Below are 26068 nucleotides of genomic sequence, written 5' to 3' on the forward strand. Positions count from 1 at the left end.
ATCGATGATGACGAGGCCGGCGCGCGCCGTCGAGCGGACGCGCGCGAACAAGCGCGATGCGGGTCGGCGCATCGCGTCGTATGTGATTCGGATCAGCAGGCGGAAGGCGGGGCGCGGGGCTGCGCGAAAGTCAGCGGTTCGACACGGCGCACGCTGTTAAAGCGCGTCGCGGCCGTGTGCTGGCACGCGCGGACCACGGCGACGAACAGCATGCCGACGCTCGGCATCAACGGTAGATGCGCGAGCAGGCTGCAATAGCCGCAGGCGTCGCCGGACATCTGCGCGTGCTGGTCGGTGGGATTGCCGGCGTCGGCGCTGTCGTCGGAATTGTCGGGCGGGTTGGCGGTGGCCTGGGTGGGTTCGGGCGTGTCGTCCTGCATTCGCATGCCCGGCATCGACGCGATGTCGTCCACTGACGCCCTCTGGCAATGCTCGCCCATCATCGCGTCGGCGTGGCGATATGCGGCTAGCGTGTGGGAGATCGTCGGGGCGAGCGTCGTCAGCAGGATCGCGAGCAATCCGAGCCAGCTGCCGATCTTCCGATGCCGACGATTCAACATGCGCCCAGCGCCACGCCGCGAGTTGTGTTGTCCACTACTGCCAGACCACGATTTGCGGCAAATTATGCCATGTACGCCATTATTCTCCGGCCGCGGCCGGCGGGCTCCGTCGAGCGCCGCGCGCCCGGTCAATAGAGCGAACCGCCAACGGCAAAGCCGCCCAGCACGGGCGACAATGCCTGCTCCCGGCTTCAGCACGGAGTCTTCATGAAAGCGCAGCGTCCGCGTCCTCCGCACTTTCCCGCCGAACCTACGCGCGCCGAATGGCGCGAGCACCTGCTGCCCTACTTCATCACGGCGCTGCTGATCGCGTTCGCGATCGTGCTGATCGTCTGGATCGCCAATCCGGCGCCGCCGCGCACGATCACGATCAGCGCCGGCCCGGGCGACAGCTCGTTCGTCGTCACCGCGAACCAGTACCGCAAGATCCTCGCGCGCAACGGCATCCGCCTGAACGTGCTCGAATCCGATGGTTCCGTGCAGAACCTGCAACGGCTGCTGGACCCTAAGCAGCAAGTCGATATCGCGTTCGTGCAAGGCGGCGTGGCCCAAGGGCTGGATACGTCGTCGCTGGTGTCGCTCGGCAGCGTGTTCTATGTGCCGATCGTCGTGTTCTATCGCGGCGCAGCGCTCACACAACTGGCGCAGCTCGAAGGCAAGCGGATCGCAATAGGCCGCGAAGGCAGCGGCACGCGGCTGCTCGCGCTGCAACTGCTCGCGGCGAACGGCATCGAGCCCGGCGGCGCGACGACGCTGGTGCCGAGCGACGGCCTGCAGGCCGCTACGCAGTTGGTCGCCGGCGAGGTCGACGCGGCGCTTTTGAGCGGCGATTCGGCGACGCGCGGCCTGATGCTGCGGCTGTTGCGGGTACCCGGCATTTCGGTGATGAATTTCGACGAAGCGAGCGCCTATACGCGTGTGTTTCCGTTTCTCGATCAGATCGACCTGCCGCCCGGCGTGCTCGATCTGAAGCGGCGCATTCCGCCAGAAACCGTCCATCTGATCAGTCCGACGGTCGAACTCGTCGCGCGCAGCACGCTGCATCCGGCGATCTCGGATCTGCTGATCGAGGCGGCGCAGGAAGTGCATGGCGCCGCGGGCCTGTTGCAGCACGCCGGCCAGTTCCCGACCCCGGTCGAGCACGAATACCCGATCAGGGAGGACGCGCAGCGCTACTACCGGACCGGCAAGGGCTTTTTGTATCGGACGCTGCCGTTCTGGCTCGCGAGCATCGGCGATCGCACGCTGGTCCTGCTGTTGCCGGTCGCCGTGCTGCTATTGCCCGCGATGCGGGTGATTCCGGCGTTGTACCGGTGGCGGGTGCGCTCGCGCATCTATCGCTATTACGGTTCGCTAATCGCGATCGAGCGGCACGCGCTCGCCGGCGCAACCGACGAGGAGCGCACGCAGCTACTGGGGCAACTGGACGAGATCGAGGCGGCGCTGAACCACCTGCGCATGCCGCTAGCGTATGCGGACGCGTTTTATGTGTTGCGGGAGCATGTGGGATTCGTGCGCAGCCGGCTGACGGCTGCGCCGCCCGTCATGGCCTCTTGAGCGAGGCCGCGACGGGTTATGCCAGAGTTAGGCTTGGGATGAAGTGGAGGCTTGCGGTTCGTGTTGCGCGCTGGTTTGCGCCTGGGTGTCCGCGCTGCCGGCGGGATTCGCCGCTACGGTCTCCGGCGTTGCGGCAGCGGCATCCGCCTGAGCGACCGCCTGTTCCGCGGCTGCCGCTGCTTCGGCCTGCGGCTTGTCGGCGGCCGCGTCCCCGGACGGGGTACCGGCATCGGTCGGCGCATGCGCGCTTGCGGTCGCCGCGGCGGCCTTCTGCGCGCCCTTCGCCGCGCGATGCGCGAGCAGGCGCTGCGCACCGGCCGCTTCCTGCGCCGTGACCTTGCCAGCTTCGACGCCCGCCAGATCGACGCGCGCCGCGCCTTCGACGAGACTCTTCCAGTAGCGCCCGCCACGGCACCACGTCTTGATCGCGTCGCGCAGCTCGGCTTCGGTCAGCGACAGCTCCTTCGCATGCACGACGAGGTCTTCGAAAACGCCGATCTTCAGCGGCAGCTTCGGAGCCGGATTCTTCGGGAAAGCCACCGGGAAGCGTTTTTGCAGACGACCGATGGAGCGCACCACCGGGTCCACCGGCTTGGCGTCCGCCGCCGGCCTCGCGGGCGCGGCGCCCTCGGGTGCGGCGTGGCGTGCCGGCTGCGGGCGGCCGGGTCGCGAACCCGGCTTGCCGTCCGGCCGACCACCGGCTTTCGCGGCCGGCTTACCACCGGGCCGGCCGCCGGGCTTCGCACCCGGATTGGCGCCACGCTCGGCGTTAGAGCCAGGATGTGCCCCAGGATTTGAAGCGGGCTTGCCAGCGGACTTCGAAGCGGGGCGCGCGGCCGATTTGCGATCGGGCTTGCCGGCCGACTCGGCGGCGGCACGCGCCGCGGCCAGTTGCTTCTTCAGTTCAGCGAGTTGTTCGAAACCCATAGTGCACAACCAATCTGTCGATCTGTAAAAATGAGATTGTAGCAGCGTGCGCCTATCTGCTTGTGACAACCCCTAGCCGCGGTGACGGTCGTCAATTGGCCGTGACGGGTGCGTCGGCAGCGGGCGCGCGCAGCCCCGTGACCGACACCCGCAAACCGGGCGCGCCGACATTGTTGCGCAGCGACAGCCCGAGCTGATGCCGCTCGGCGATCCGCGCGACGATCGCGAGTCCGAGCCCGCTGCCCTCGCCCTTCGACTCCTCGCCGCGATAGAAACGGTCGAACACGCGCTCGAGCTCCGCCTCCGGAATCCCCGAGCCGCTATCGACGACCTCGAAGCCAACCCGTTCGCCCGTGCGCCGCAGCACCACGTCGACACGGCCGCCCCGCGGCGTATGACGAATCGCGTTATTGATCAGATTCCCTAACAACACGCTGATACTGTGCGGCTCGGCGAGCACCGTATAGGCGTCGTTCGGCGTGCGCCCCTGTTCGCATTCGAGGCCGAGATCGATGTCGCGCAGCTCCGCGAGCACGGAACAATCGCTGACCGCCTGCTCGCCGATGCGGCGCAGGCTGACCGGCACCGTCGACGTGACCGGCTGCGCATCTTCGCGCGCGAGCGTCAGCAGTTGCTGCACAAGGTGAATGATCCGGTTCACCCGGCTTGCGACGCGCTCGAGCGTCTGCCCCTCGCCCTTCAGCGAGCCATCGCGCGACGCCGCCTGCAGTTGCAGCTTTAGCGCCGCGAGCGGCGAGCGCAGTTCGTGCGCGGCATCGGCGATGAACGTGCGCTGCGCCTGCGACGCCGTATGCAGCCGTTGCAGCAGATCGTTCAGCGCTTCGACGAGCGGACGGATTTCGACCGGCACGTTGCCGTCGAGCCGCAGCGGTTCGAGCGAATCGATCGAACGCGTCGCGAGCGCGCGCGACAGCGCGCCGATCGGCGCGAGCCCGCGCGCGACCAGCAGCAGCATCAGCGCGATCGTCACCGGCAGCAGCACGCCGAGCGGCCACAGCGTGTGCAGCGCGAGATGCAACGCGAGGTCCTCGCGCACCGAGACGGGCTGCGCGACCTGCACGTAGCGGTCTGGCTGCGCGACGCCGAAGATGCGCCAGTGGTACTCGCCGCGCGGCACCGTGTGAAACCCCGGCGCCAGACGGTCGAACATCGGCGCCTGCGAGGAGTGATAGACGAGCGTGCCGCTCTTGTCCCAGATCTCGATGACGATGCGGTCGTCGGCGAGATCGCCGAGGTCGGGGTCCCGACGCTCGAGCAGGCCCGCACCGCTCAACGACGACGGCAGCGACAGCGCGACGGTGCGCAGTTCGTAGTCGAACAGCTCGCTCGCCTCGCGCCGCGCGGTATGGAAGATCGCGAAAGCCGCGACCATCGACGCCACCGCCATGCCGAAGATCAGCCAGCCGAGCAGCCAGCGGCGAATCGACGTCATCCGCACCTCTTCAGGCGGTAGCCGACCCCGCGCACGGTCACGACCTGGTCCGCGCCGATCTTGCGCCGCAGACTGTGCACGTGCACTTCGATCGTGTTGCTGCCGACTTCCTCGCCCCAGCCGTACAGCTTTTCTTCGAGCTCGGCCTTCGTGAACACGCGGGTCGGCTCCTCGATCAGCGCCTGCAGCAACGCGAATTCGCGCGGCACCAGCGGCAGCGGCACGCCGTCCTTGGTGACTTCATGCGCGGCGGGGTCGAGCGTCAGTTCGCCGTGGCTGTAGACCGGCTGCTTCTGGCCGGTGCGCCGGCGCAGCAGCGCGCGAATGCGGGCGGCCAGTTCGTCGAGATCGAACGGCTTGACCAGGTAGTCGTCGGCGCCGGCGTCGAGACCGCGGATGCGTTCGTCGATCGCGTCGCGTGCGGTCAGGATGATTACCGGCGCCGCGCCGCCGTTGCGGCGATACGCGTTCAGCACGGCGACGCCGTCTTTTTTCGGCAGCCCGAGGTCGAGCAGCACGAGGTCGTATACGCCGTTATCGAGCGACAGTTCCGCCGCGCGGCCGTCCTCGGCCCAGTCGATCGCGTAGCCGGCGCGCCGCATCGCGCCCAGCACCGATTCCGCGATCATGTCGTCGTCTTCGACCAATAGCAGGCGCATGGCCTCTCCCCCCGTTCGTGCGGTTTTGGCCTCTATTATCGGCCGCGGCAGCTTAACGAACGCTTACGGGTTCTGATGCCGCATCGAGCGGTTTTCCGGGCCTTGTGCATTTCGCGAAGCATGGCGCTAAGCAAGCACATCCGCGAACCCGCCGACTCGCGCGCCGAGCGAGCGGACCGCGGCGGCCACCTTGGGTGACAACAGCGCCTGCAACTCGTCGGCATGCCGGTAGTCGTGCATGCCCTCGCTCAGCGCGTCACCGGCCAGCGCCGGATGACAGTAGATCTCGCCGACGCCTTGCGGCAGATTCGCGAGCGCGGCGAGCCAGGTCGCCTCGTCCATGCGTCCGCTCGCGGCGATGCCGACCACGTAGTCGTTGTGCGCGATGCCCGCGCGCTCGAGCCGCGTCTTCACGTGCGCAATCCACGGCCGCAGCCACAGCGGCGCGTTCGCTTCGAACGGCAGACGCATCGCCTTCATGCCGTAGTCGCGGCCGATGTCGAGGATCAGGCTCAGCACCGTCGGATGCAGATGAAAATGCTTGTGCGTGTTCACGTGGTCAAGCGTGAGGCCGGTCGCGGCGAACGCTTCGAATTGCGCGCGGACTTCGAATGCGAGTTGCCGACGCACGTGCGGCAGAAAGAAGAAGCGCACGCCGTCGCGCACCATGTTGCTGCCGAAGCGGCCGTTCTCGTCGAGCAGCGCGGCGACCTGCTCGCGCGGCGCCAGCGCGGCGCCGTCGGCCAGCACCAGATGCAGGCCCACGCGTAGTTCCGGCAGCGTATGCGCGCGGGCGACCGCGTCTTTGGCGGCCGGCGCGCCGACCATCAGACTCGCGGCGCGCAGCACGCCGTTGCGATGCGCGCGCTCGACCGCGAAATTGACGCGCTGATGCAGGCCGAAATCGTCGGCGGTGATGATCAGTCCGCGCGGCTGGGCCGGCTTGCCGCGCGCTATCACGTGAGGCTGTCCAGCCGGCCGCTGCGCTCGGCGGACGGCGTGCCGAGCTGCATGCGCTCGCCACGCCACACGACGTGCGAACCGAACGCACTGACGAGCCACTGGAGCGCGAGCAGCGTATCGCGCAACGGCACGAGCGGCAGATCGCGCCAGAACGTGCGCGCGCGGCGCGACGCGCGCAGATGCAGCAGCAGGCGCGCGCCGACGCAGACCGAGGTCGCCGACGCGCTCGCGACCACCGCCGCGAACGGTGCGTGAGCACACGTCACGAGCGACACGGTCAGCCCGGCGCTGGTCAACAGCCACGGTGTGGGGAAGGTGATCAGCAGCGACACGAAACCCGGGGGATTGACCGAGCGGATCGTGCGCAGCCAGCGCGTTTCGCGCTGCCACAGCGCCGCAAAGGTCGGCTCGATCACGTCGGTGGCGACCATCACGCGCGACAGCACCGTTTGCAGACCGAGCTCGCGGACGTGCTCGGCGAGCCAGTAGTCGTCGGCGAGGCAGTTTTTCAGGGCCTCGAAGCCGCCGATGCGCTCCAGCGTCGCGCGCCGCAACGCGAGTGTCGCGCCGAAACCGAAGCGGCGCGAGCCCATCGCATGAGCAACCCGCACCGACGGCGCGAACCACTCGTTGATGAACAGCGCACCGACGCGCGGCCAGAAGCCGCCGACGCCGCGCGCGACGTACAGACACGTGACCACGCCGACGCTCGGGTCCGCGAGCGGCGCGGCGACGCTGTCGAGATAGTCGGAGTCGACCGCGATGTCGCTGTCGGCGATCACGATCACGTCGTGGCGCGCGCGTGCCGCCATGTTGATCAGGTTGCTGACTTTCAGATTGCTGCCGTGTACGCGCGTGTCGATGGCGAGCTCGATGTCGCACTTCGGATAGGCGGCCTGCAAACGGCGCACCACCGCGATGGCGGGATCGTGCGGCGACGACACGCCCAGCACCAGCTGAAAATGCTGATGCCGCTGCTCGCAGAAGGTCCGCAGATTTTCGTACAGACGCGGCTCGGCGCCACACAGCGGCTTCAGCACGCTGACGCCGACCTGGGCAAACGGCCCGCTTGGGCCATCGGGCGAACCCATTAGCGAACCGCTGAGCGCGCGACTGACTGCCCTGCCGCCATGATGGTTCGATTTATGCCGCGCCGTGAAAAACGGCATGGCGAGCGCGGCGGCTACCGTGTAGATCGAAGCGCTAACGCAGCCGGCTAACAGAAGCCATTGACATGCAATCAACGCGTGGGCCGCCATCGTGTGTCGTCCGTATCCGTCAGTGCTCGGCCAGCACGAACGGTTGCCCCGTTAGCCGGAGATGAAGCACGACGAGCCACCGGCGCGGACAGTTCGCTGAGATCACGGCGAGCCGTGCGCCGCGCGCAGCGCGAATCGCGTAGCCGCGCCGCACCGCGAGCTCGAAGGCGACCTCGGAAAATTCGCGCGCGATCACCACGCCGCCGATGATCAGCGCGAGCGCGAACAACCTGAAAGATGCCGAAGCGAAAAAAGCGTCTGAGACCGGCACTACAGGCAGCGCGATGCACAGCAGCGCTTCGGTGCCTGCGGCGGTTAGAGACGCGACTAGCAAATGGGCTCGTAGCATGTCGATGGTGACTCGCTTCATTAACGTGCCTCGTGCGCGGCCTTGCAGCCTGAGCGAATGCTGGCCATGGACGGGACTCGTCGATACCGTCCATTGACGCTATTGGCCAGCATAAAGAATGCCTCGCGCGTCGCTCCATCGAAGTCCTTACGATCAGGTTGCGATGGGCTGACGACAACCTGGTCTCGCACATGCATCACGATCTGCGACGACCATTTTATAGCGCGTCGATGGTATCGATTCAAGCTGAAGGAAACCTTAAGCATCCGCGTGGCATAAAGCGGCTAATGAACGGCGTGGTTACACTTCGGAACACTGCAGATTGTTCGTATAGACGCATCGATGTCGCTTGCATAAAAATGCAGGACCTTATGCAATAAATCTCCACATTGGAATGTTTGCCTCATGCGCTTACTCCTCGTAGAAGACGACGAGCTCATCGGCTGCGGTGTCGAAGCGGGCCTTCGTCAGGCCGGCTTCACGGTCGACTGGGCACGCGACGGCCACAAGGCCAGCCTCGCGCTCGACACGACTCAATATGCATTGGTGGTACTCGACCTCGGCCTGCCGCGCGTGAGCGGCACCGAGCTGCTCAAACGCATGCGCGACGCCGGCAATGACGTGCCGGTGCTGGTGTTGACCGCGAAAGGCACGGTCGTCGATCGGGTCGGCGGTCTCGAAGCGGGCGCCGACGACTATCTCGGCAAGCCGTTCGATCTCACCGAACTGGTGGCGCGGTGCCGCGCGCTGTTGCGCCGCGCACAAGGTCGCAGTATCGATCTGATTCGTTACCAGAATCTGACAGTGAATCCGGCCGCGCAAACGGTGCAGATCGACGAGGCGCGCGTGCCGCTCACATCGCGCGAATGGGCGATTCTGCTGCAACTGCTGACCAATCTCGGCATTCCGCAGTCGCGCTCGCGGCTCGAGGAAAGCCTGTACGGCTGGCAGGAAGAAATCGAAAGCAATGCGATCGAGGTGCATGTGTCGAACCTGCGCAAGAAGCTCGGCGCAAACCTGATCAAGACCGTGCGCAATATCGGCTATGTGATGGAGAAAGAATGATCGGTCCGTCGATCCGGCGGCGCCTCGTGCTGCTCGTGCTCGCGAGCATCGCGCTCGTCTGGGGCGGCGCGCTCGTGTCGAGCTACCGGCAGGCGACGCGCGAAGTCGGCCTATGGGAGGAAGCGCGCCTCGCCGAACTCGCGCAGATGCTCGCGCTGCTCGATGCGACCAATCTGATGACGCTCGCGAATGCGCGCATCGACGTGCGCGAAGAAGAGAAAAGCGGCGAAGCCGGCGCGAGCAACTTCGATGACGACGACACGCTGCCGCGCGATGCGTTTTTTCAGGTGCGCGCGGCCGACGGCGTCGTGCTGGCAGGCAGCCCGCAACTGCACGCGCTCGGCGCATGGGATTTGCCATTGCCGCCCGCGAGCGGCGCGCAAGACGTGACGCTGGTCGGCGAGCTCTATCACTCGTTCACATTGCGCGAGACCGCGCTCGGTCACAGCGTACGTGTGTTCGAGCCGGCCAATACCCGCAGCGACCTGGTGAGCGAAATCGCCAGCCGCATCGCGCGGCCCACGCTGATCGCGCTGCCGGTGCTCGCGGTGCTGGTGTGGTTCAGCATTGGCTGGAGCCTCGCGCCGCTGAAGGTGCTGTCGGCCGCGCTCAGTTCGCGCGACATCAACCGCATGGAGCCGGTCGGCATCGGCCGCACACCGCTCGAGGTGCGCCCGCTCGTCGATGCGATCAACCAGATGCTGGCGCGTCTGCAGCATGCGCTCGAACTCGAGCGCGCCTTCACCGCCGATGCCGCGCACGAACTGAAGACACCGCTCGCCGCGATCAAGGTGCAGGCGCAGGTCGCGCTCGCGGAGCCCGACATCGGGCTGCAGCGGCTCGCGATGGAGCGCGTCGTGCAAGGCGTCGATCGCAGCGCGCGGCTCGCCGAGCAGTTGCTGCTGCTCGCACGGCTCGATGTGCAGGAGAAACTCCCCACCGAGCCGCTGAAGCCCGCGGCGATCGCGAAAGATACGCTGCTCGCGAACCGGCGCAATGCGCAGCAGAAGCACATCAACGTGATGCTGGTCGGCGACATGCTCGCCGAGATCGATGCGGAGCCGGTGCTGATCGGCATCCTGCTCGACAATCTGCTCGACAACGCGATCAAATATGGACGTACGGGCGGCAATATCGAAGTGGCGGTGCGCCGTGCCGACGAGCACGTGCAGCTGAGCGTGCGCGACGACGGCCCCGGCGTCGAGCCGGATGACCTCGCGCGGCTCACGAACCGCTTTTTCCGCGCGACCGGCAATCAGGCGACCGGCAGCGGGCTCGGTTTGTCGATCGTTGCGCGGATCGCCGAGCATTTCGGCGCGAGTTTGCAGCTAGGCGCCGGAATCGGGGGCCAGGGGCTTGCGGTGCGGGTGTCGTTTCCGGCCGCCTATCGTGCGTCGCGCTGACGGCGTGCGTGCGTCTCGAGACGCGAGCGGGAACAGGGAAACCGCGCGCCGATCGTTCAGCGCCGATCTCCGCCGCGGTTCGCGTCAGCGACGCTCGACCGCTGCTTGGCCAGCCGGGCGCCCACGCCGTGCGGCGCGGCCTGCCGCCGCGCGCTGCCAGACGCCTCGAACAGCTGCCACGCGATCAGGCCCGGCACGAACATCAGCAGATCGCGAATGCGCCGCGCGGCCGCGAGCGCGAGACAGGTCGCGGGATCGAGCCCGAGTGCGCCGCCGATCAGCACGAAAGCGCCCTCCTGCACGCCGAGACCGCCCGGCACGAAGAACGCAGCGCTGCTGACCGCCTGGATCAGCGATTCGACCACGATCGCCTCGACGAGCGTCACCCGCGCGCCGAGGAAATACAGCGCGAGCCAGATTTCGAGCGAAGTCAGTACGCATTGCAGCGGCTGCCAGAAGAACAGATAACGCAGCACGACCGCGCGGCGTCGCCAGATCACCTTGATCGATTGATCGATCTGCGCGGACTGGCCGACCAGTGCGGTCAGCTTGCCGCTCGTCATACGGTTCGCGACGCGCGTGAGGCGCTCGAACGGATTCGCATGCTGCACGAGCCCGAACAGCAATAGCAGCGGCGTCAACGCGACCACGCCCCACGCGAGCTGCCCGGCGAGCCGCAGCGCACCCGATTGCGCATTGGCGAACAGAAAGCCGATCCCTACCATCGTGAACATCAGCTGACTGATCAAGGTCAGTTGCATGTCGACGATGGTGCTGGCTACCGCTGTCGATGGCCGGACGCCCCAGCGCTTGAACATGCGGAACGCCACGAGTTCGCCGCCGATTCGCGCAACCGGCAGCATCGAGTTGACCGATTCGCGCACCCATACCAGGTGCATCATTTTGCCGAAGCTGGGGCGATTCGCGCCGCGAATCAGCGAGCGCCAGTCGCAGGCGTTGGCGATCATTGGCAGCACGTGCGCCAACGCGGCCAGCACGAGGCCCGCACCGGCCGCGCGCAACGCGCTGAGCACCGCGCGCGGATCTTCGCGCCAGACCAGCCACAAAGAGATCAGCAAACCCGCGAGCGCAGCCGCGCGGCCCAGATGCTTCATCATGCGGGCACCTCGCACACGATCTCGATAGATCTGATGCGCCGCACGCCGCGTGCCGCGGCATCGGTTGTCGTTTGCGCCGCCTGTGCCGCCGGGCCGCTGCCGCGCGTCTCCAGGGCGCTCCTGTTGCGTCCGCTCGAAACTTCTTCGCTCATTGCCCGCCCAATCTGCCGTTCGTTCGTCATTCGTCCTGTGCCGCCGACAGCAGCCCGTCGCCGTCGACCTTGAAGCTGAAGCCCCGCCAGATCACCCGCGACGAGCGGAAGCTCGCGACGAAAATCGCAAACGATACGATATCCCATAACGGCAGTAGCCACAGATCGCGGCAGCGCTGACGCAACGCCCGATCCGCGCGCCACTTCAACGCGACACGCGCGAGCACCGCCACTGCCGCGAGCAGCCACGCCCACGGCGCGCCGCCCGAGCACGCGAGCGCCAGCAGCGCGAACGGCAACGGATGCACGAGCGCGGTGCCGAAGTGTCCGAGCGGATCGATGCGCCGGATCGTGCGGCTCCAGCGCAGTTCGTGCGTCACCAGTTGCGCGGCGCTCGCTTCGACACAGGCATGCGCGATCGCGAACGGCGGAATCGTGACCTGCTCGCCCGCCGCGCGCACCGCCGCGCCGATCTCGTAGTCCTCGGCCAGATGCCGCACGAACGGCTTGAAGCCGCCGATCCGCTCGTAGGTGTCGCGCCGCATCGCGATGGTCTGGCCGAAGCACGGCCGCGCGAGCCCGAGCGCGAGTCCGGTGACGACGCCCGGCAGGAACTGGTAGTTGGTGGCGATAGCCGACAACCGCGGCCAGAAACCCGGATCGGGCTGGCCGCGATACGCGCAGGTGACGAGCCCGACGCCCGGCTTCTGCAATTCGCCGACCAGGTTGCGCAGATAGTCGGGGCTAACGCACACGTCGCTGTCGGCGAATACGAGCACGTCGTGGCGCGCCTGCGGCAGCATGTTGAGGATGTTGCTGATCTTGCGGTTCGGTCCGTACAGACGCGCGTCGGCGACCACGGCGATGTCCGCCTGCGGATGCAGGCCCCGCAGTTCGTCGACGGTTTGCAGCGCGGGGTCGGCGGAGTCGTGCACGCCGAACAGGAATTGCACGGGTCCCGGATAATCCTGGGCGCAGAAGCTCGACAGATTACCGAGCAACGCCCACTCGTTGCCGTGCAACGGTTTGATCACCGTAATGGGTGGAAAGCTGGAGGGAACGGCCACCGCCCTCGCGAAGAAACGCCCTATCAGCGCGCTCGCGAGCACGGTGTAGCCGATGCCGACAACAGCCGCCGCCGCCCACGCGTAGGCGAGCGTGACGGCGGCGATGTGTACGGCGCTCACGCCTCGTGCGCGCGCAGGAAGCGGAAAAATTCGACGCCTTCGCGCAGGCGCCGTTTCATCATGTCCCAGCTCGTCAGCATTTCGCGCAGGATCTCCCAGATCTTCGACGGCCGGAAATAAAAGCGTTTATAGAAGTTCTCGAGCTGGTGGTACATCTCGTCGCGCGACAGATGCGGGTAGCCGATCGCCGCCAGCTGCACGCCCTGCTTGCTGACGAGATTGATCACCTTGTTCTCAGCGAGCCAGCCGCTCTCGACCGCCTGGTTATAGAGCCGGGTGCCCGGATACGGCGCGGCGAGCGACACCTGGATGGTCAGCGGATTGATCTCTTTCGCGTACTCGATAGTCTTCTGGATGGTTTCCTGCGTCTCGCCCGGCAAGCCGATAATGAAGGTGCCGTGCACCTTGATGCCGAGCGTGCGGCAGTCCTGCGCGAAGCGCCGCGCGATGTCCGTACGCAGGCCCTTCTTGACGTTCAGCAGGATCTGGTCGTCGCCGGACTCGTAGCCGACCAGCAGCAGGCGCAGGCCGTTTTCCTTCATGATCTTCAGCGTCGAGTAAGGCACGTTGGCCTTCGCGTTGCACGACCACGTGACGCCCAGCTTGCCCATGCCGCGCGCAATTTCTTCGGCGCGCGGCTTGAAGTCGGTGAAGGTGTCGTCGTCGAACATGATCTCCTTCACTTCGGGCATGTTGTCGCGAATCCATTTCACTTCCTCGAGCACGTTCTCGACCGAACGCACACGATAGCGATGGCCGCCGACCGTTTGCGGCCACAGGCAGAACGTGCACTTCGAGCGGCAGCCGCGGCCGGTGTACAGCGACACGTACGGATGCTTCAGGTAGCCGTTGAAGTAGTTCTTGATGGTCAGATCACGCTTGTAGATCGGCGCGACGAACGGCAGCTCGTCCATGTTCTCGAGGATCGGGCGCGCTTCGTTGTGTTCGATCGAGCCGTCGGGGGCGCGATAGCTCAGGCCCAGGATCTGCGAGAACGGCTTGCCCTCGGAGATTTCCTTGCAGGTGTAGTCGAATTCCTCGCGGCAAACGAAGTCGATGGCCTCGGTCGCGATCAGCGAATTATGCGGATCGACCGCGACCTTCGCGCCGACCATGCCGATCAGCAGCGACGGCTTGCGCTTCTTGAGGTCCTGGGCAAACAGGGCATCGGTCGGGAAGGATGGCGTGCTGGTGTGGATCACCACCAGCTCGTATTGCGATGCGATGTCGAGCGCGGCTTCGACGGACAGTCCGTCTGCCGTTGCGTCGAGCACGCGGCTGTCGGGGACGAGTGCGGCGGGTTGTGCGAGCCACGTCGGATACCAGAACGAGCGAACTTCACGCTTGGCCTGATAGCGCGAACCCGCGCCACCATCGAAGCCGTCGTACGACGGCGCCTGCAAGAACAGAGTTTTCATGGATGCTCCAGCAAGCCTTTATAGGCGCTTTCAGTTTTCAGTCGGGAATCTATCTGTTCCATTGCCCGAATGCAGGTCGTGAAAGCCTGTGCTCGACCCGCGCGTAGCGGCGGCCGCGGTCCGGAAAGGCCAAGGGCAGTGGCGCAAATAGTACGGAGCAAAGCTGAAGGAAACCTGAAGAATAATACTGCGTTCAGACCGCCCGCGGCATGCTCCGATGAGTCGATTTGTGCGATCGACGCGCTCGTGTAACCGTGTCGCATCGATGTCGTATCGGTGTGGTAAATGCATAGGTTGTCGCGTGGTTTGCAGGCTAGCCCCGCCGGTGTCTCCGACTCACGTCACACTCGCGGGCGCCAACGCGTGGCCCGACGCGTCGCTTATCGAGCAAGATGTCTCGCCCACTCGAGCCAGCCGAGATTGAGGGCCGCGTTTACCACTACGCCCGTCGCCGACGCGAGCGCGGCGATCATGGTCCAGAAGGCCGAGCGGCGCGCCGCGCGGGCCGACGTGTGGGCGGCGGCCGCCGCGTCGCGCGACGCGCTCGCCGCCGCCTGCGCGATATGCGACGACGCCTCCATGCGCGCGAGCGACCTCAGCGCGAAACCGCGCTCGTCGTCGTGCGTGGCCGCGGCCGCGTCGTGCTCCGCTTCGTCGCGCTGCGCCCGCTCGAACAGATAGCGATGACAGAACGGTGTCAGCGGTTCGTCGGGATAGCGGGCAGCGAAGGTTTTTGCATAAGTGGCGCCGCCATTGCGCTCGATCTCCGCATACGCGGCGTCCTTATCCATCGTTACCTCGCCTGCGGATGAGCCGCCATGCCGGCGTCACACCGGCTTGATATCGGCCGCCTGCTTGCCTTTCGGCCCCTGCTTGATTTCGAAGCTGACCTTCTGATTTTCTTGCAACGACTTGAAACCTTCGGTGCGAATCTCCGAAAAATGGGCGAACAGATCTTCGCCGCCATCATCGGGGGTGATGAAGCCGAAGCCCTTCGCGTCGTTGAACCATTTCACTGTTCCGGTTGGCATGGCGATGTCCTCGTGATGCGCTGTAGTAGCGGTTGAATGGATTTCACGCAGCGCTGACGCGGCGCCCCGGCGTGACCCGCAAAGTCGCTCCGGTGCCAAGCCTCAGCAAGCCGCATGCCACGAGCGAGCGCCGGCGGTCCGCGGCCGGTGCGATTGCCCGCAATCAGATAAGATAATTGGTATCGGCAATTTATTCATGGCCGCGCAGGTGTGTCGCCTCGTGCCGCACGACCGCGCGGCCAGTTGTTTTCCCTCTCACAGGAACCCAGCATGGCCATCTCGAGCTATACCGATACCCGTCTTCTGATCAACGGCGAATGGTGTGACGCCGCCAGCGGCAAGACCCTCGACGTGATCAACCCCGCGACCGGCCAGGCCATCGGCAAGGTCGCGCATGCCGGCATCCCCGACCTGGACCGCGCGCTCGAAGCCGCGCAGCGTGGCTTCGAAGCCTGGCGCAAGGTGCCGGCCAACGAGCGAGCCACCATCATGCGCAAGGCAGCCGCCCTCGTGCGCGAGCGCGCCTCCGACATCGGCCGCCTGATGACGCAGGAACAGGGCAAGCCGTTCGCCGAGGCGCGTGTCGAAGTGCTGGCCGCCGCGGACATCATCGAATGGTTCGCGGACGAAGGCCGCCGCGTGTATGGCCGCATCGTGCCGTCGCGCAACCTCGCCGCGCAATCGCAGGTGCTGAAGGAGCCGATTGGCCCGGTCGCCGCGTTCACACCGTGGAACTTCCCGGTCAACCAGGTCGTGCGCAAGCTGTCGGCGTCGCTCGCCTGCGGCTGCTCGTTCCTCGTGAAGGCACCGGAAGAAACCCCGGCGTCGCCGGCGGCGTTGCTGCAAGCGTTCGTCGAAGCCGGCGTGCCGCCCGGCACGGTCGGCCTCGTATTCGGCGATCCGGCCGAAATCTCGAGCTACCTGATCCCGCATCCGGTGATCCGCAAGGTCACGTTCACGGGCTCGACGCCGGTCGGCAAGCAGCTCGCGGCGCTGGCCGGCTCGCACATGAAGCGCGCGACGATGGAACTCGGCGGCCACGCGCCGGTGATCGTCGCGGAAGACGCCGACGTCGCGCTCGCGGTCAAGGCAGCCGGCGCCGCGAAGTTCCGCAACGCGGGCCAGGTCTGCATCTCGCCCACGCGTTTTCTCGTGCACAACAGCATCCGCGAAGAGTTCGCCGCGGCGCTCGTCAAGCATGCTGAAAGCCTGAAGCTCGGCGACGGTCTCGCCGAAGGCACGACGCTCGGGCCGCTCGCCAACGCGCGCCGTCTGAGCGCGATGGCCAGGGTCGTCGACGACGCCCGCAAGACCGGCGCGAAGGTCGCGACGGGCGGCGAGCGCGTCGGCACCGAAGGCAACTTCTTCGCGGCCACCGTGCTGACCGACGTGCCGCTCGAAGCCGACGTGTTCAACAACGAGCCGTTCGGCCCGGTCGCCGCGATCCGCGGCTTCGACAAGCTCGAAGAAGCGATCGCCGAAGCGAACCGTCTGCCGTACGGCCTTGCCGGCTACGCGTATACGAAGTCGTTCGCCAACGTGCATCTGCTGTCGCAACGCATGGAAGTCGGCATGCTGTGGATCAACCAGCCTGCCACGCCGACGCCGGAAATGCCGTTCGGCGGTGTCAAGGATTCCGGCTACGGCTCGGAAGGCGGCCCGGAGGCGATGGAAGCCTACCTCGTCACCAAGGCTGTCACGGTGATGTCGGTTTAATCACGCTGATCACGCGCTTCGGGGAACGGCGCGGCGAGTTTGCCGCCCGCGTCGTTCCACAGCACGGATCGACTGATCTGCCTGGTCCACGAGTTTTCCGCTCGCGGACCTTTTTTATTGCCATGAACGATATCTCCGCCGAATCGATGCAGCCCACGCTGAGCGGCTCGTTCGTCGAGCTGCGGCCGCTGCGCGAGGAACACGCGCAGGCGCTCGTCGACGCCGCCGCCGACGGGCAACTGTGGGACCTGAAGCTGACCGTCGTGCCGGGCCCGGCGACGATCGATGCGTATATTGCCAGGGCGCTCGCCGGCCGCGCGGACGGCAGGATGATGCCGTTCGTGATCGTGCGGCGTGACGAGGATGACGGGAATGACGGCGCTGACCGCATCGTCGGCAGCACGCGGTTCTGGAAGATCGATCGGGCGAACCGCAAGCTCGAAATCGGCCATACCTGGCTTGCCGCATCGGCGCAGCGCTCGGTCGTGAACACCGAGGCGAAGTATCTGCTGCTGTGCCACGCGTTCGACGTGATGCACTGCGTGCGCGTGCAGTTCACGACCGACGAGCTCAACGACAGATCGCGCGCGGCGATCCTGCGCATCGGTGCGAAACAGGAAGGTATCGTGCGGCACGAGCGGATCATGCCCGATGGACGCAAGCGCAACTCGGTGCGCTTTAGCATCATCGACGACGAATGGCCCGCCGTGAAGACGATGCTCGAAGCGAAGCTGGCGCGCTGAGCGGCGCGCCAGCTTCTTGCTACCGACTCATTCAAACATGTGCATCGCGCTGCTCATTGAGCGGCGCCGCCTGGGTCGCGGTGGCGAACTCCTCGCGCAGTGTGCCGCGCGCCTGATGCCGGCGCACCCACAGCGCCGTGAGGATCGGCACCAGAATCGCGGTCACGAGGCAAGCGGTGGCGACCATCGCGGTCGCAGCCGGCACCAGCGGTTTGAAGCTCGGAATCATGTCGGCGATGATCGCCGGATTCGCGACCGCGGCCCCCGCCGTCGACGACGCCGCGAGCCCCGCCGCACCATTGCCGCCGGCGATCCAGCGATCGGCCAGAATCAGCGGCACGCCGGTCACGACGATCACGCCGAGCCCCAGCACGATGCCAGGCAAGCCGCTCGTGACGATCACGTTCAGATCGATGCCGTTGCCGAGCGCAAAGCCGAAAAACGGAATCAGCGGATGCACGCAGCGGCCGAACAGCTCGCGCAGTTCGCTATCGAAGTTGCCGAGCGCAAAGCCGATCAGAAACGGCAGCACCGCGCCGACGAACAGCCGCGGCTCGAAGAACGCGACACCCGTGGCACCCAGAATGATCATGCTGATCAGCGGCCCCGATTCGACCGACATCAGCACGAACGCGCCCGCCTCTTCCTTCGTGCCGTACTGTTGCATCACGGCCGCGTACAGACCGCCGTTGGTCATGTCCATCGAGGTGGTGATCGCGAGCAACGACAGCCCCGCGAAGAGCCCGGTCTTGATGCCGTCGATCGGAATGAAGCGCGCCGCAATCAGCGTGACGATCCACGCGACCAGCATCTTGGTGGCGAGCAGCGTGCCCGACTTGCGCAGCACGGTGCCGGTTGCGCGCAGGTCGATCGTCGCGCCCATGCAGAAGAACCATACCGCGAGAATCGGCACGGTGCCGGTGATCAGGCCGTTGGTGAACGAGCCCAAATATTTGCCCGCGCCGGGCGCGAACGTGTGCACACAGGCGCCGAGCAGCAGCGGCACCAGCATCAGGCCGCCTGGAATGCGGTCGATGGCCTTCTTGATCTTCATGCCTCCTCCATGGACGGTGACGTCCCGTTATCGGGTTAATGACCCGCGTTGGTGTCCCGGTCTACGCCGGGCTCTCCCTGTCCGGCGCAATATAGCATCGTGAAAGGAACGCCGTTCCGTTTTATTTCTTAAACCTGGCTATCGTTTACCCGGCCGTTCGCATGACGCGTTGCCAGCAGCAATCGTTCGCCGAAAAATTTTCGGACCAGTGTTCCGAAATCACGATTCTGCGTTACAGTCTCGCGCACAAGGCGGCGCCGCGCCCCGCATACCGACAGGAGAACGATCAATGGACGTGAGACAGGCCATCAACAGCGAATACGCGAAGACGCTCGACACCACCGGGCTGCGTCGCGAGTTTCTGGTCGAGCAGATCTTCGAGCGCGATGCGTTGAAACTCACGTATAGCCATACCGACCGGATCATCGTCGGTGGCGTGTGGCCGGTCGAGCGGGCGGTCGAAGTACCGGGCTCGCTCGGCCAGGCGATCGGCGTCAACTATCTGCTCGAGCGGCGTGAACTCGGCGCCATCAACATCGGCGGCGACGGCTGGGTCGATGTCGACGGCACGCGTTACACGGTGCGCCGCGAAGAGGCGATTTATATCGGCAAGGGCGTGCAAGCGGTCGCGTTCGGCAGCGCCGACGCCAACCAGCCGGCGAAGTTCTATCTGAACTGCGCGCCCGCGCACACCAGCTATCCGACCCGCACGATCTCGCTCGACCAGGCCTCGCCCGAAACCCTCGGCGATCCGGCCACGAGCAACCGCCGCACGATCTACAAGTTCATCGTCCCCGACGTGCTGCCGACCTGCCAGCTGTCGATGGGCATGACCAAGCTCGAACCGGGCAGCCTGTGGAACACGATGCCCTGCCACACGCACGAGCGCCGCATGGAGGTGTATTTCTACTTCAACGTCGCCGACGACGCCGCCGTCTTCCACATGATGGGCGAGCCGCGCGAAACACGGCATATCGTCGTGCGCAACGAGCAGGCGGTGATCTCGCCGAGCTGGTCGATTCATTCGGGTGTCGGCACGCGCGCGTACACGTTCATCTGGGGCATGGTCGGCGAGAACCAGGTGTTCGGCGACATGGACCATCTCGCGGTTCGCGAACTGCGCTGAGCGAACATGAACCCGACCACAATGAACACTTTCGATCTGACCGGCAAGGTCGCTATCGTGACCGGCAGCAACACTGGCCTCGGCGCCGGCATGGCCGTCGCGCTCGCCGCGGCCGGCTGCGACATCGTCGGCGTCAGTCGCGCGGACGCGGGCACGACCGCCGCGCGCGTCGAGGCGCTCGGACGCCGCTTCGCCGACGTGCGCGCCGATCTCGCGTCGACCTCATCGGTCGACGACATCGTGCGAGCCGCGGTGGAAGCGTTCGGCCGCATCGACGTGCTCGTCAACAACGCGGGCATCATCCGCCGCGAAGATGCGCTTGAGTTCGGCGCAGACGACTGGGACGCGGTCATGGACGTGAACCTGAAGAGCCTGTTCTTCCTGTCGCAGGCCGCGGCGCGTCAGTTCGTGCGGCAGCAAGGCGGCGGCAAGATCATCAACGTCGCGTCGATGCTGTCGTTCCAGGGAGGCATTCGCGTCGCGTCGTACACCGCGTCGAAAAGCGGTGTGCTCGGTCTCACGCGACTGCTCGCAAACGAATGGGCCGCGCGGCGCATCAACGTAAACGCGATCGCGCCCGGCTATATGGCGACCGCGAACACCGCCGCGTTGCGTGACGACGCACAGCGCAACGAAGAAATTCTCGGGCGTATTCCGGCCGGCCGCTGGGGCGTGCCGGACGATCTCGCGGGGCCGGTGGTTTTCCTCGCCTCGTCGGCGTCGGACTACGTGCATGGGCATACACTGGCGGTGGATGGCGGCTGGCTCGCGCGCTAGCGACAGCTTGGCACAGACAGGGATGACGGACATGGCGGCAACCGGAACAGACAGGAACACGGCGAGGAATAGGCGCGGCAAAGCCCGCAAGGAACCCGCCGACGCAGCGTCGCTCGACGCGGACAGCGGTGAGCGAGGCGAATCGGCGTCGTCGATCGGGCGCGTGTTCGCGATTCTCGGCGCGATCGGCGACACCGGGCAGATCGGCATCAGCGAGCTATCGCAACGGCTCGGCATGTCCAAGACCACCGTGCATCGAGTGATCCAAACGCTGAAGGCGCTCGGCTACGTGACCCAGGAAGTCGAAACCGAGCGCTATCGGCTGACGATCCGTCTGTTCGAGCTCGGCGCGAAAGCGCTCGAGAGTGTCGATCTGGTGCGCGAGGCCGACGTCGACATGCGCCGCATCGGCCAGATGACGCGCGAAGCGGTGCACCTCGGCGCATTCGACGACGACGCGATCATCTACATCCACAAGATCGATGCCGACTACGGGCTGCGCATGCAGTCGCGGATCGGCCGGCGCAATCCGCTGCATAGCACGGCGATCGGCAAGGTGCTGCTCGCATGGATGGACCCGGCCGACGCGCGTGACGTGCTCTCGCACATCGAATTCCGCAAGTCGACGCAAAAAACCTTGACCTGCGCGGAAGCGGTGTTGAGCATCCTGCCGCACGTACGCGAGCAGGGCTACGGCGAGGACAACGAGGAGCAGGAAGAAGGCCTGCAATGTATCGCGGTGCCGGTATTCGACCGCTTCGGCCGCGTGATCGCCGGTCTGTCGATTTCGTTTCCGACGATGCGCTGCGGCGCCGATACGAAGCAGCATTACGTCGCGCTGCTCAAAGAAGCCGGCCTCGCGATTTCGACGCGGCTCGGCTATCGCGAGGCGACCGTCCAGGAGCCCGCGGCCGCGCAGTAGCCGCGCAGCAAGTTGCGCACGCGCGCCGCGTGCGCGATGCGTTTCTACCCACTCCACCGCAGCTCGAGACAGCCTGATGACGCTACAGGTGTGCGCGTCTTTTCATCGTGCTCGCACGAGCGCACGGCGAGCCCGATAACCCAGTCTGCAACCGAATGTATCTGCGCGGGATGGATCAGGCGAAATTCGATTCGCTTCTTTTTTCAGCAATCGATGCGCCGAATCTTCGCTCCACATCCATCCCTCGTCTGCCATCGAATGCAGTTCTTTTCATAACCCCTTCAAGGGTTTGCCCGCATATCTGAGCATTGCCCGGCATTTCGACAGCTAACCCCGGGCACGTCCCCTCCTCATTCATCGCACTCGCATGACCATATCGATGCGACCTCCAGTCGACACGTCCTGTTACACACAAACACATCGGTAATCGCGCCGCTCAGTAGAGTTCGGTTCAAACGGAAGCGGTTCAGATGAAACGCTTCACACGACAGGCACGCGCATCACAGATTTCAGGGAGCAACGTCATGAAAAAAATCCTCGCATTGGTCATTCTTGCCGCCACGCTCGGCGGCGCGTTGAGCGGCTGCATCGTCGTCCCTGGCGGCGATCATCCGCATCACGACCACTACTACGGACGTTATTGATCGGGCCATCACGCGCAGTAGGTGCGCGTCCGGCTCGCCACTCCATCACAGACATCCACACAACAGAGAACAATCATGAGTCTTTCACGCAACCGCTGGGTATCGTTGAGCGTCGTCGCGGGTCTCGCGATCGGCGCATCAACGGCCGCTTTCGCGCACGTCGATGTCGGCGTGAATATCGGTGTGCCGGGCATCGCTGTCGCGCCCGCCATCGTCGAGGCGCCGCCGCCCCCGCCGGTGTATGTGCAGCCCGCGCCCGTGTATGCGCCTCCTCCGCCGCCGGCGGTCGTGATCGCGCCGGGCTGGTACGGCGATCGCTACTACGATGGTCGTCGCTATTGGGAGCGTCGCGAGTGGGAACGTCGTCACGACGAATGGCGCGATGCACGCGGCCCGCATCGCGACTGGCACGACAACGGCTGGCACGGTCACGGGCATGACCATTGATAGAAGGCCGGTGGCGTCCATCGCGCCACCATGCCGCGCTTGCATTCGCGCCACCCCTTCGACAGGAGCGACGACGTGCTACGCAATGATCCGAGACGAGTAAGTGCACAGGTCGACGGTGCGCACATCTGCGCCGAATACAGCGAGCTGACCGGCCAGCTGTGCCTGCGCCAGGACGGCACGCTGATGCGCGAATGGTTCCCACCGCATTCGTGGATAGCGATCGCGTCGGTGGCCGGTGCGCGCCACTGGGGCACGCGGCCGACCGACGACGAATTGCTCGCGCTGCTGCACAACGAAATGGCGTTGCTGCGCGCGACCTGAGGTCGCGCGTTGTTGGGGCGTTGCGGCACGCCCGAGGCCGCACTTCACTCGATCGCGATGGCGCCGACGTTGTCATCGACCGATGCATGATCGGGCGGCTCGCGCCGTATCATCAGCACCACCCCACCCGCCGCGATCACGGCCGGCACCGCGAGCAGGCTGAACACCGCGCCGAACTGCCAGCCGAGCCCCATCAACGCCGCGCCGACGAGCGCGCCCGCCACGCCGCCGACCCGGCCGATTCCCAGCATCCACGCCACGCCCGTCGCGCGCGCCCGGGTCGGGTAGAAGCTCGCCGCGAGCGCCGACATCGACGTGACCGCGCTGGTCGCGACCGTGCCGGTCAGGAAGATCAGCGTGCCGAGCCAGACCTGATGGCCGACGCCCCGCCCGACCAGCAACACGAGCGCGCCAACGAGGACATAGGTGAACGCGATCACGCGATGGCCGGCGAAGCGATCCATCACCCAGCCGACGCAGAGATTGCCGAGGATGCCGCCGAGCGGAAACAGCGACGTCATCAATGCGGCCTTTTCACCGGAGAAGCCGGTGTCCTTGAACAGCGTCGGCAGCCAGTTGGTCAGCAGGTAGTAAATCAGCAGCCCCATGAAGTAGGCGAGCCACAGCATCAGCGTGCCGAAGCGGTAGCGCGTCGACAGGATGATCGCGAGCGCCCACTGCGAGCGCGCGTCGCCGCCATTGCGGCGCACGTCGACCGCGAAAAAGCGGCATCCGTCGAAGCGGTCGTGCGGCGCGATGCGTTGCAGGATTCGCGCGATCCGTTGATCGGCCCGCTTGCGCACCGCGAGGAATTGCGCCGATTCGGGCAGCATCAGGATCAGCAGCACGCTCAGCACGATCGGGCCGACGCCGCCTGCGACCAGCACGCTCGGCCACCCGAAATGCGGAATCAGCCATGCGGACGCGAAGCCACCGAGCGCAAGCCCGCCTGAAAAACCGCAGAACATCGCATTGACCGCGACCGCGCGAATCCGCGCGGGTGCGTACTCGGACATCAGCGTGACCGCGTTGGGCATCGCCGCGCCGAGACCGAGGCCGGTGAAAAAGCGCAGCACGGTCAACGATTCGATCGACGTCGCGCGGGCCGCCGCGAGACTCCACACCCCGAAGAAGAACACCGACAGCACCAGCACCGTCTTGCGTCCGATCCGGTCCGCGAACGGGCCGGCCGCGAGTGCGCCGATGCCGAGTCCCACCAGCGCCGCGCTCATCACCGGGCCGAGCGCACTGCGCGCGATGCCCCACTGCTGCACGAGCGACGGCGCGATAAAGCCGACCGCGGCGGTGTCGAAACCATCGGCCGCGACGACCAGAAAGCAAAGCACCAGAATCGTCCATTGAAACGGTGAGAAACGCTGTCCATCGATAAAGGCCTGCACATCTACACTGCGTTCGGAGCGGTTCATGTGCGTGCTCCTTTCTGCCTGGTCATTGCTATGTCTCCTTGAGATGAAGAGGTGTTTTTCTTGTTGTTCGAATTGCCTGGTCGCCTGCCGCCATCGACGCTCAGCACCATGCCCGTGATATAGCTGGCTGCGTCAGAACGAGAAAGCCGATCGCGTTGGCGATTTCTTCGGGACGTTCGAGCGCTTGACGAATGCGGTCGCGCGCATTCACAGGCGAGCGATCCCGTCATCGCGACGATCCCGGTCTTGGCCGCGCCGTATGCGTTGCGCGACGGAATGCCGGCAAGCCCCGCAATCGAGCCGAGGTTGACGGCGCACCGACGCGACATGCACGAGCGCGCCAGTGCCGCGCTTCAACGTGCGTTGACGGAATTGCTGCGAGCACAGATGTAGCCAGTCAAATTCACGCGCAGCATCGCGTTCCATGGATCGAGTCCGATCTCTTCAATGCCGCCCGGCCGCAGCAGACCCGCGTCGTTCACGAGCAGATCGGCGATGCCAAGGCGCGCTTCGACATTCGATACCGCGCCGCGCACGCTTTCGATGCCGCCGATATCGCAGGCCAGCGTCAGCGCTTCGACGCCGCTCGGGTTCAACGCTTGCACGACGTCACGGCACTTCTGCCCATCGCGATCCAGTGCCGCGCGTTACCGTGTGCGTCGCGCCCGTCTTCCCGCTGATCCATTTGCTAAGTCCTCCAGATCTCCATGCTCACGGTAGCCGCGAACGCGCATTGGCTGACCTCCCCAAATTGGGTCATTCGGCCGCGTCTTCGATGGAAAAAGTATAGCCACGCGCTTCGGGACGAAATTGGACAAAGGCCGCACATCGCAGGACAATTCGAACATAGGAGACAAAACCGCATGAGGAATATCCCTAACTACGATCTGTACGGAGAGTCCGCACGGCCGCCGTGGTACGACGCCTTCAATTTCGAATGGATCGTCGAGCGCAGCCGTCCGAACGCCTGGCATATCGCCGCGCACCGGCACGATGCGTTGCTGCAGATTCTCTATATCCGCAGCGGTTCGGGCCACGTGCTGATCGAAAGCGAAAAACTCGCGATCGAAGCGCCATGCCTGATCCTGCTTCCGGCGCAAACGGTGCATGGTTTCGTGTTTTCGCCGGAGATCGACGGCCTCGTGATCACCGCCGCGCAGCGCGCGTTGGAGTCGATTTCGAAAGCGGTGTCGCCGGGCCTCGTGCCGGTGCTGCAACGGCCCGCGCTGATTCCCGTGCGCTCCGCTATCGGCGAGCGCACGTTGATGCCGTTGTTCGGTTTGCTTGAGCAGGAGTTTCGCGGCAGCGCGCGCGGCCATATCGCCGCGGGCATGTCGCTGATGATTGCACTTTTTGTGCAGGTCGCGCGTCTGACCGATGCCGTGTCGAGCACGGGTGCGACCGTCAATGACCGGCGCGCCGCGCAGATCAAACGGCTACGCGAACTGATCGCCGCGCACGTGCGCGAGCATCTGCCAATCGATTTTTACGCGGAAAAATTGGGGGTGACCGCGGCGCAACTGGGCCGCATCTGTCGTGAGGAGCTTGGCCATTCGCCGTTGTCGCTCGTCAACGACCAGTTGATACGCGAGGCGCAGCGCGACCTGGTGTACTCGGGTTCGAGCATCAAACAGATCGCGCATGCGCTCGGTTTCGAAGATGCGGCCTATTTCAGCCGCTATTTCCGCAAGCAGACCGGGGTCACGCCCAAGGAGTTTCAGGCGGCCGCGCATCGGGATCTGTCGATCAATTAGCGATACCGATGACCACGCGGTGCTTGCGGTGGC

At 65.6% G+C, this 26068-nt stretch carries 27 protein-coding genes; 11 read left to right on the top strand and 16 right to left on the bottom strand.

Annotated features, from left to right (window positions below; translation table 11 throughout):
- Positions 1 to 92: 92 nt before the first annotated feature.
- Positions 93 to 560: a DUF2946 domain-containing protein gene (locus BC1002_RS08040; protein ID WP_013089558.1), complete on the bottom strand. Its 468-nt coding sequence runs from the start codon at positions 558 to 560 to the stop codon at positions 93 to 95.
- 207 nt (positions 561 to 767) lie between these two features.
- Here BC1002_RS08040 and BC1002_RS08045 point away from each other — a divergent pair, with 207 nt between their 5' ends.
- Complete coding sequence (locus BC1002_RS08045) at positions 768 to 2117, top strand: TAXI family TRAP transporter solute-binding subunit (protein ID WP_013089559.1); 1350 nt, start codon at positions 768 to 770, stop codon at positions 2115 to 2117.
- A 27-nt stretch (positions 2118 to 2144) separates the two neighbouring features.
- Here the strand turns inward: BC1002_RS08045 and BC1002_RS08050 are convergent, their stop codons facing one another.
- The 6 genes from BC1002_RS08050 to BC1002_RS08075 all read right to left on the bottom strand — a co-directional run bounded on the left by BC1002_RS08050 (position 2145) and on the right by BC1002_RS08075 (position 7748).
- Positions 2145 to 3044, bottom strand: a complete 900-nt coding sequence (locus tag BC1002_RS08050; RefSeq protein ID WP_013089560.1) for a ProQ/FinO family protein — start codon at positions 3042 to 3044, stop codon at positions 2145 to 2147.
- Positions 3045 to 3135: 91 nt separating this feature from the next.
- Positions 3136 to 4497, bottom strand: a complete 1362-nt coding sequence (locus BC1002_RS08055; RefSeq protein ID WP_013089561.1) for an ATP-binding protein — start codon at positions 4495 to 4497, stop codon at positions 3136 to 3138.
- On the bottom strand, positions 4494 to 5156 hold the full coding sequence (locus tag BC1002_RS08060) for a response regulator (protein WP_013089562.1): 663 nt from the start codon (positions 5154 to 5156) through the stop codon (positions 4494 to 4496). The genes BC1002_RS08055 and BC1002_RS08060 overlap by 4 nt, the downstream gene beginning before the upstream one ends.
- Before the next feature lie 126 nt (positions 5157 to 5282).
- Positions 5283 to 6116, bottom strand: coding sequence for a hopanoid biosynthesis-associated protein HpnK (gene hpnK, locus BC1002_RS08065; RefSeq protein ID WP_013089563.1), 834 nt, complete (start codon positions 6114 to 6116; stop codon positions 5283 to 5285).
- Positions 6113 to 7378, bottom strand: a complete 1266-nt coding sequence (gene hpnI, locus BC1002_RS08070; protein ID WP_013089564.1) for a bacteriohopanetetrol glucosamine biosynthesis glycosyltransferase HpnI — start codon at positions 7376 to 7378, stop codon at positions 6113 to 6115. Before hpnI (BC1002_RS08070) ends, hpnK begins: the two co-directional genes overlap by 4 nt.
- 19 nt (positions 7379 to 7397) lie before the next feature.
- A complete protein-coding gene (locus BC1002_RS08075; protein ID WP_013089565.1) occupies positions 7398 to 7748 on the bottom strand; it encodes a hypothetical protein in 351 nt (116 codons plus the stop codon).
- A 384-nt stretch (positions 7749 to 8132) separates the two neighbouring features.
- On the opposite strand from BC1002_RS08075, the gene BC1002_RS08080 reads away from it, so the two are divergent.
- Positions 8133 to 8792 (top strand): response regulator, encoded by a 660-nt coding sequence (locus BC1002_RS08080; protein WP_013089566.1) that lies wholly within the window; start codon positions 8133 to 8135, stop codon positions 8790 to 8792.
- Positions 8789 to 10195: an ATP-binding protein gene (locus BC1002_RS08085; RefSeq protein ID WP_013089567.1), complete on the top strand. Its 1407-nt coding sequence runs from the start codon at positions 8789 to 8791 to the stop codon at positions 10193 to 10195. The genes BC1002_RS08080 and BC1002_RS08085 overlap by 4 nt, the downstream gene beginning before the upstream one ends.
- 56 nt (positions 10196 to 10251) lie before the next feature.
- Here the strand turns inward: BC1002_RS08085 and BC1002_RS08090 are convergent, their stop codons facing one another.
- The 6 genes from BC1002_RS08090 to BC1002_RS08115 form a co-directional block, all read right to left on the bottom strand.
- Positions 10252 to 11313, bottom strand: coding sequence for a lysylphosphatidylglycerol synthase domain-containing protein (locus BC1002_RS08090; RefSeq protein WP_013089568.1), 1062 nt, complete (start codon positions 11311 to 11313; stop codon positions 10252 to 10254).
- On the bottom strand, positions 11310 to 11495 hold the full coding sequence (locus BC1002_RS08095) for a hypothetical protein (protein WP_013089569.1): 186 nt from the start codon (positions 11493 to 11495) through the stop codon (positions 11310 to 11312). Before BC1002_RS08095 ends, BC1002_RS08090 begins: the two co-directional genes overlap by 4 nt.
- On the bottom strand, positions 11492 to 12652 hold the full coding sequence (hpnI, locus tag BC1002_RS08100) for a bacteriohopanetetrol glucosamine biosynthesis glycosyltransferase HpnI (RefSeq protein ID WP_013089570.1): 1161 nt from the start codon (positions 12650 to 12652) through the stop codon (positions 11492 to 11494). Before hpnI (BC1002_RS08100) ends, BC1002_RS08095 begins: the two co-directional genes overlap by 4 nt.
- Positions 12649 to 14070 (bottom strand): hopanoid biosynthesis associated radical SAM protein HpnJ, encoded by a 1422-nt coding sequence (hpnJ, locus tag BC1002_RS08105; RefSeq protein ID WP_013089571.1) that lies wholly within the window; start codon positions 14068 to 14070, stop codon positions 12649 to 12651. The genes hpnI (BC1002_RS08100) and hpnJ overlap by 4 nt, the downstream gene beginning before the upstream one ends.
- Positions 14071 to 14450: 380 nt before the next feature.
- Complete coding sequence (locus BC1002_RS08110; RefSeq protein ID WP_013089572.1) at positions 14451 to 14861, bottom strand: hypothetical protein; 411 nt, start codon at positions 14859 to 14861, stop codon at positions 14451 to 14453.
- Positions 14862 to 14897: 36 nt separating this feature from the next.
- Positions 14898 to 15101 carry a cold-shock protein gene (locus BC1002_RS08115; protein ID WP_008922053.1) on the bottom strand — a complete coding sequence of 68 codons (204 nt, stop codon included), beginning with the start codon at positions 15099 to 15101 and terminating at the stop codon, positions 14898 to 14900.
- A 270-nt stretch (positions 15102 to 15371) separates the two neighbouring features.
- On the opposite strand from BC1002_RS08115, the gene BC1002_RS08120 reads away from it, so the two are divergent.
- On the top strand, positions 15372 to 16817 hold the full coding sequence (locus BC1002_RS08120; RefSeq protein WP_013089573.1) for an NAD-dependent succinate-semialdehyde dehydrogenase: 1446 nt from the start codon (positions 15372 to 15374) through the stop codon (positions 16815 to 16817).
- Between the two features lie 122 nt (positions 16818 to 16939).
- A complete protein-coding gene (locus tag BC1002_RS08125) occupies positions 16940 to 17560 on the top strand; it encodes a GNAT family N-acetyltransferase (RefSeq protein WP_013089574.1) in 621 nt (206 codons plus the stop codon).
- 31 nt (positions 17561 to 17591) lie between these two features.
- Here the strand turns inward: BC1002_RS08125 and kdgT are convergent, their stop codons facing one another.
- Positions 17592 to 18614 carry a 2-keto-3-deoxygluconate transporter gene (gene kdgT, locus BC1002_RS08130; RefSeq protein ID WP_013089575.1) on the bottom strand — a complete coding sequence of 341 codons (1023 nt, stop codon included), beginning with the start codon at positions 18612 to 18614 and terminating at the stop codon, positions 17592 to 17594.
- Between the two features lie 289 nt (positions 18615 to 18903).
- Between kdgT and kduI the strand changes: the two genes are divergently transcribed.
- The 5 genes from kduI to BC1002_RS08160 all read left to right on the top strand — a co-directional run bounded on the left by kduI (position 18904) and on the right by BC1002_RS08160 (position 22854).
- A complete protein-coding gene (gene kduI / locus BC1002_RS08135; RefSeq protein ID WP_013089576.1) occupies positions 18904 to 19740 on the top strand; it encodes a 5-dehydro-4-deoxy-D-glucuronate isomerase in 837 nt (278 codons plus the stop codon).
- A 6-nt stretch (positions 19741 to 19746) separates the two neighbouring features.
- Positions 19747 to 20517 carry a 2-dehydro-3-deoxy-D-gluconate 5-dehydrogenase KduD gene (kduD, locus tag BC1002_RS08140; RefSeq protein ID WP_013089577.1) on the top strand — a complete coding sequence of 257 codons (771 nt, stop codon included), beginning with the start codon at positions 19747 to 19749 and terminating at the stop codon, positions 20515 to 20517.
- Between the two features lie 31 nt (positions 20518 to 20548).
- On the top strand, positions 20549 to 21439 hold the full coding sequence (gene kdgR, locus BC1002_RS08145; RefSeq protein ID WP_041734629.1) for a DNA-binding transcriptional regulator KdgR: 891 nt from the start codon (positions 20549 to 20551) through the stop codon (positions 21437 to 21439).
- A gap of 719 nt (positions 21440 to 22158) precedes the next feature.
- The gene (locus BC1002_RS08155) at positions 22159 to 22530 is read left to right on the top strand and encodes a hypothetical protein (protein ID WP_013089580.1); all 372 of its coding nucleotides are present in this window, start codon (positions 22159 to 22161) and stop codon (positions 22528 to 22530) included.
- 75 nt (positions 22531 to 22605) lie between these two features.
- Positions 22606 to 22854: a hypothetical protein gene (locus BC1002_RS08160; RefSeq protein WP_013089581.1), complete on the top strand. Its 249-nt coding sequence runs from the start codon at positions 22606 to 22608 to the stop codon at positions 22852 to 22854.
- A gap of 44 nt (positions 22855 to 22898) precedes the next feature.
- Here the strand turns inward: BC1002_RS08160 and BC1002_RS08165 are convergent, their stop codons facing one another.
- Positions 22899 to 24281, bottom strand: a complete 1383-nt coding sequence (locus BC1002_RS08165) for an MFS transporter (protein WP_013089582.1) — start codon at positions 24279 to 24281, stop codon at positions 22899 to 22901.
- A 353-nt stretch (positions 24282 to 24634) separates the two neighbouring features.
- On the bottom strand, positions 24635 to 24886 hold the full coding sequence (locus BC1002_RS38780; RefSeq protein WP_049870205.1) for an SDR family NAD(P)-dependent oxidoreductase: 252 nt from the start codon (positions 24884 to 24886) through the stop codon (positions 24635 to 24637).
- A 258-nt stretch (positions 24887 to 25144) separates the two neighbouring features.
- On the opposite strand from BC1002_RS38780, the gene BC1002_RS08175 reads away from it, so the two are divergent.
- Positions 25145 to 26035 carry a helix-turn-helix domain-containing protein gene (locus BC1002_RS08175; protein ID WP_013089583.1) on the top strand — a complete coding sequence of 297 codons (891 nt, stop codon included), beginning with the start codon at positions 25145 to 25147 and terminating at the stop codon, positions 26033 to 26035.
- The last annotated feature ends 33 nt before the right edge of the window (positions 26036 to 26068 follow it).

This window comes from Paraburkholderia atlantica (assembly GCF_000092885.1).
Lineage (GTDB): Bacteria > Pseudomonadota > Gammaproteobacteria > Burkholderiales > Burkholderiaceae > Paraburkholderia > Paraburkholderia atlantica.